Raw genomic sequence first — 4,888 nt, forward strand, 5'->3', positions numbered from 1 at the left:
CCGGTCGGCTTGGGGCCCGGGTCGCTTTCCTCTGGGTCGGGTGCAGTGTCAGTAGGGTCGGGCGTCGCCGGATCCTGGTTGGAGGAACCCTCCTTGGCGGGGGGCGCGGCGGTGTCGTGCCGGGTTGCCATACCGGTCACTGCTCCAGGTTGTTGTCGATGGTCTTGGTCGCCGTGTTCCAGGCCTCCTCGGGCGACTTGCCCTTGGTCACCAGGATCACGCCGTTGTCGGTCAGACCCTGCTGGATGATCTGGTCCTTCGGACCGATCACCTGCACCGGGCTGGCCTTGGCGGCCTCGGCGAAGATCGTGCCGATCGGTGCGTCACCGGTCATCTCGTTCTTGGCACCGGTGACCGCGGAGGAGGTGTACGCGGCCTGCGCGCTCGGGAAGCTGCCCTGTACGGCGAACAGCTTCGCCTGCTGCTCGGGCGCGGTCAGCCAGGCGGCCAGCGCCTCGGCCTCCTTCACGTGCTTGCCGCTCTTGGGCACGGTCAGGAACGAGCCGCCCCAGTTACCGGACTTGGGCGCCACGGCGACGTCCCACTGGCCCTTGGCGTCCGGCTTCGACTTGCCCTTGATGTAGCCGAGCATCCACGGCGGGCAGGCCATCGCGGCGAACTTCACGTTGGCGATCGTCGTGTCCCAGGCCGGCTGGAACTGCGTCTGCGCACCGACCAGGCCCTCCTGGGCGGCCTTCGCGGTGAGGTCGAAGGCGGCGCGCACGGCCGGGTTCGTCTTGTAGATGACCTTGCCGGAGGAGTCGTAGAACTTCTCCTTCTCGCTGCTGAGCACCGCGTTCAGCAGACCGCCGGGGGAGTCCATGAAGGTGGTGCCCTTGGGCGCCTTCTTCTTGTAGTCCTGGCCGACCGTGACGAACTTGTCCCAGCTGCCGGCCCACAACTTGCCGACCGCGTCACGGTCGGTGGGCAGCCCGGCGCTCTTGAACAGGTCCTTCCGATAGCAGATGGCCATCGGCCCGACGTCGGTACCGAGACCGATCGTCTGGCTGTCCTTGGTCGTGGCCTGCGCCCACTTCCAGTCCAGGAAGTCGCTCTTGTTCACACCCGAGACCTTGGAGAGGTCCTCCAGTTTGGCGGCCTGGGTGTTCACGATCTCGGCTATGTTGCCGACTTCGACGGCCTGGATGTCCTGCAGACCGCTGCCGGTGGTGAGGTGGTTGAGCAGCGCGGGGTAGTAGTTCTCGTTCCGCTCGGTGACGTTCTCGGTGATCTTGATGTCGGGGTGCAGCTTCTCGTACTCGGCGTACAGGCCGGCCTCCTTGAAGCCGAACGTGCCGAAGAGTCCGAGGCTGACGGTGGTCTTGCCCTTGCCGCCACCGCTGTCGTCCGACGACCCGGACTTGTCTCCACCGTCGTCGGCACACCCGGCCAGCAGCCCGGCGCCCAGCGTTGCGACCACCGCCAAGGCCACCGCCCTGTGGACGGTACCGGTTCGGGTCCGTGCGCGCATTGCGTCCTCCTGTTGCCCTGACGTGCCGACCCCCCGGCCAACTGCATTGTTGGGCCCGTTAGTTCACGCTGCGGCTCGGGCGGGGAACGTGCGGGATGTGTATGTGTCAGGTACTGTGGGAGCGCTCCCACCAGTGATGTGTTGAAGGTTGGCCGAGCCGGGCGGGGGTGTCAAGGGAGTGAGCGTGGCGAGATGCGTTCAGTTATCGGGCTGTTAAGTGGAGTCGACAAGTCCGCGGCCTCTTTCGGCGTCGCCCACTCTCAGCCCGTCCGGCGCTTGAGGACAAGGCCCTTTCGGGGCCGGAGCGGGGGTCTTGGGGCGGCAGCCCCCAGGGGCGGTCACTGGTTGGGCGGGACTGTTACATTCCAGGCCAACAAGGGGTACTGCGGAAGGGCGGAGCCAATGTCGCGGAACCGGAGTGGTGGTCGGCCCACCCTCGAAGAGGTCGCCGCGCGTGCCGGTGTCGGTCGTGGCACGGTCTCCCGGGTGATCAACGGCTCGCCGCGGGTCAGTGACGCGACCCGCGCGGCGGTCGAGGCCGCGGTCGCCGAACTCGGCTATGTCCCGAACACCGCGGCCCGTGCGCTCGCCGCCAACCGCACGGACGCGATCGCGCTGGTCGTCCCCGAGCCGGAGACGCGGTTCTTCGCGGAGCCGTACTTCTCGGACATGCTGAAGGGCGTCGGCGCGGAGCTCTCGGACACGGAGATGCAGTTGCTGCTGATCTTCGCGGGCAGCGACCGTGAACGGCGGCGCCTGGCCCAGTACTTGGCCGCGCACCGCGTCGACGGCGTCCTCCTGGTCTCGGTCCACGCGGACGACCCGCTCCCCGACCTGCTCTCCCAGTTGGAGATCCCGGCGGTGATCAGCGGCCCCCGCTCGGCCGCGGAGACGCTCACCTCCGTGGACTCGGACAACTACGGCGGCGGCCGCTCGGCCGTGGAACACCTGCTCGCCCGGGGCCACCGCACGATCGCCCACATCACGGGCCGCCTGGACGTGTACGGCGCCCAGCGCCGCGTCGACGGCTACCGCGACGCCCTGCGTGACGCGGGCCACCGGGCGGACGAACAACTCATCGAGCCGGGGGACTTCACCGAGGAGGGCGGCCGCAGAGCGATGACGACCCTGCTCGCCCGCCGCCCCGACCTGGACGCGGTCTTCGCCGGCTCGGACGTCATGGCCGCCGGCGCCCGCCAGGTGCTCCGCGAGGAAGGCCGCCGCATCCCCGACGACGTGGCCCTCGTCGGCTACGACGACTCGGCCATAGCCCGCCACATGGACCCACCCCTCACCAGCGTCCGCCAGCCCATCGAGGAAATGGGCCGCCGCATGATCGACCTCCTCCTCGAAGAGATCGCGGATCGCCGTCCGGCGGTCTCGCGGGGGTTGGAACGCCGACAGGTCGTACTGGCAACGGAGTTGGTTACGCGGGCGTCGGCGTAACCTTCCGCCCGTGACCTCCCCGGACGGCGACACCGACGACAAGGCCGGCGTGACCATCCGCTGCCAGGACAACGCCTCCGTCGGCGTGACGTTCTGCGACAGGATCGGCTCGGACGCGGACTCGGTGCACTACGCCGTCGAGCTGCATGCCCCGGGTTTGACGGCCCGCGTCGACGAGGTCGTCGCGTGGCTCGGGGCACACGATCTCGCCGCGTTCCTGGAGGGGATCGCCGCCGACCACCGGGGTTGGGACGGCGAACGGAGCCGGCAGACCGACGACCGGGACCTGGCGGTCTCGGCCGTCTTCCGGTCCGGCGGGTACGTCGGGCTGACCTGGACCGTGAGTCCCTGGCCGAAGGCCGCCGGCGGCTGGAGCTCGTCGGTCACCACGTGGCTGGAGTCCGGAGAGCAGTTGGCTTCGCTGGCGGCCGACATCCGGCATTTCCTCGCCGGGGAACAAGCGTGACCTCCGGCATCCACCGGATGACCTCAGCCGCCCAGCACCAACCGCCACCGTCGCTCGCCGTCCTGTTCCTCGTCCGTCGTCGGGTCAAGACCCGCTCGCCGGGCCACCGCCGCCGACGCCAGGTGGTCGGGGTGGATGTGGGCGATGACCGTACGGACTGATCGTTCGGTGAGCCAGGTGATCAGGGCGCGTACTGCCTCCGTGGCGTAGCCGTGGCCCTGCCAGGGGATGCCGGTGATCCAGGCGATCTCTGCCGTCGGGCCGGTGAGGGTGGCCTGGACCGTGCCGAGGAGGTGGGTGTCGGTGCGGTGGTGCAGGACCCAGTTGAGCCAGGTGACGGTCGGGTCGGGGGAGCCGGCGACCAGGCGTTCGTAGCGGGTGCGCAGGGCGGCGGGGGAGGCCGGGGTGCCGCCGATGTAGGTGTGCAGGGCCGGGTCGGAGAGGACTTCGGCCATCTCGGGGGCGTGGTCGACGTGGAGGGGGAGGAGGTCGAGGCGGGGGGTGTGGATCGGGGTGATGTCCATGTCCATGTGGGGTCCGCCGGTCGTGTGCCCTGGTCGTGTCCTGGAATGCGAATCGGCCGGTGGTCCCGAATCAACGGGGCCACCGGCCGATTACCTGGGGTGAGTGACGGGACTTGAACCCGCGACTTCCTGGACCACAACCAGGTGCTCTACCAGCTGAGCTACACCCACCACGCCCGGTCGTTCCATCAGTGATTTTCCGACCGGCCGAGAAAAAGTGTACAGGGTCCGAAGGGGTGCTCGTGCACGGGTTTTACCGTGCGGGCAACACGTGCTTCGCGGCGATCGTCCGGGCCGTGTCCGAGTCGGGGCCGGGCTGCGGTACGAAGATCGCCTCGCGGTAGTAGCGCAGCTCCGCGATGGACTCGCGGATGTCGGCGAGGGCGCGGTGGTTGCCGTTCTTCTCGGGGCTGTTGAAGTACGCCCGCGGGTACCAGCGCCGGGCCAGCTCCTTGACGCTGGACACGTCGACGATCCGGTAGTGGAGGTACTCCTCCAGCGTCGGCATGTCACGCAGCAGGAAACCGCGGTCGGTGCCGACCGAGTTGCCGCACAGCGGGGCCTTGCCGGGCTCCTTGACGTGTTCCCGGACGTAGGCGAGAACCTGTTCCTCGGCGTCGGCCAGCGTCGTACCGCCGTCGAGTTCGTCGAGCAGTCCGGAGGCGGTGTGCATCTGGCGCACCACGTCCGGCATCGTCTCTAGGGCCTCGGCCGGCGGACGGATGACGATGTCCACGCCCTCGCCGAGCACGTTCAGCTCGGAGTCGGTGACCAGGGCGGCCACCTCGATGAGCGCGTCGTCGGACAGCGAGAGGCCGGTCATCTCGCAGTCGATCCACACCATGCGATCGTTCATGCGACCACCCTAAAGGTGACGTCCACTTTTAGGTGCGCCGCGTCGTGGTGGACGTCCCTGGGGGCTGCCGCCCCCAGACCCCCGCTTCGGCCTGAACGGCCTCGTCCTCAAACGCCGGACGGGCT

The 4,888-nt window shown here is 68.9% G+C and carries 5 protein-coding genes and 1 tRNA gene; 2 read left to right on the forward strand and 4 right to left on the reverse strand.

Features of this window, described 5'->3' with window-relative positions:
* Positions 1–136: 136 nt before the first annotated feature.
* Positions 137–1,471, reverse strand: a complete 1,335-nt coding sequence (locus ACWDR3_RS47180) for an ABC transporter substrate-binding protein (protein ID WP_450358862.1) — start codon at positions 1,469–1,471, stop codon at positions 137–139.
* A 402-nt stretch (positions 1,472–1,873) separates the two neighbouring features.
* Between ACWDR3_RS47180 and ACWDR3_RS47185 the strand changes: the two genes are divergently transcribed.
* Both ACWDR3_RS47185 and ACWDR3_RS47190 read left to right on the forward strand, forming a co-directional pair.
* On the forward strand, positions 1,874–2,917 hold the full coding sequence (locus ACWDR3_RS47185; protein WP_450358863.1) for a LacI family DNA-binding transcriptional regulator: 1,044 nt from the start codon (positions 1,874–1,876) through the stop codon (positions 2,915–2,917).
* A gap of 10 nt (positions 2,918–2,927) precedes the next feature.
* Positions 2,928–3,383, forward strand: a complete 456-nt coding sequence (locus ACWDR3_RS47190) for a DUF6228 family protein (protein WP_450358864.1) — start codon at positions 2,928–2,930, stop codon at positions 3,381–3,383.
* A gap of 23 nt (positions 3,384–3,406) precedes the next feature.
* On the opposite strand, the gene ACWDR3_RS47195 is transcribed toward ACWDR3_RS47190, so the two are convergent.
* The 3 genes from ACWDR3_RS47195 to orn all read right to left on the reverse strand — a co-directional run bounded on the left by ACWDR3_RS47195 (position 3,407) and on the right by orn (position 4,763).
* Positions 3,407–3,907: a GNAT family N-acetyltransferase gene (locus ACWDR3_RS47195; RefSeq protein ID WP_450358865.1), complete on the reverse strand. Its 501-nt coding sequence runs from the start codon at positions 3,905–3,907 to the stop codon at positions 3,407–3,409.
* 95 nt (positions 3,908–4,002) lie between these two features.
* Positions 4,003–4,078, reverse strand: a tRNA-His gene (locus ACWDR3_RS47200).
* An 82-nt stretch (positions 4,079–4,160) separates the two neighbouring features.
* A complete protein-coding gene (gene orn / locus ACWDR3_RS47205) occupies positions 4,161–4,763 on the reverse strand; it encodes an oligoribonuclease (RefSeq protein ID WP_124000181.1) in 603 nt (200 codons plus the stop codon).
* Positions 4,764–4,888: the final 125 nt, after the last annotated feature.

Source organism: Streptomyces sp. NPDC001002, assembly GCF_053599215.1.

Excerpts from the sequence above, each read along its gene's own strand:
- ACWDR3_RS47180 (WP_450358862.1), bottom strand. The coding sequence starts at position 1,471 with ATGCGCGCACGGACCCGAACCGGTACCGTCCACAGGGCGGTGGCCTTG.
- ACWDR3_RS47185 (WP_450358863.1), top strand. The coding sequence starts at position 1,874 with ATGTCGCGGAACCGGAGTGGTGGTCGGCCCACCCTCGAAGAGGTCGCC.
- ACWDR3_RS47195 (WP_450358865.1), bottom strand. The coding sequence starts at position 3,907 with ATGGACATCACCCCGATCCACACCCCCCGCCTCGACCTCCTCCCCCTC.
- orn (WP_124000181.1), bottom strand. The coding sequence starts at position 4,763 with ATGAACGATCGCATGGTGTGGATCGACTGCGAGATGACCGGCCTCTCG.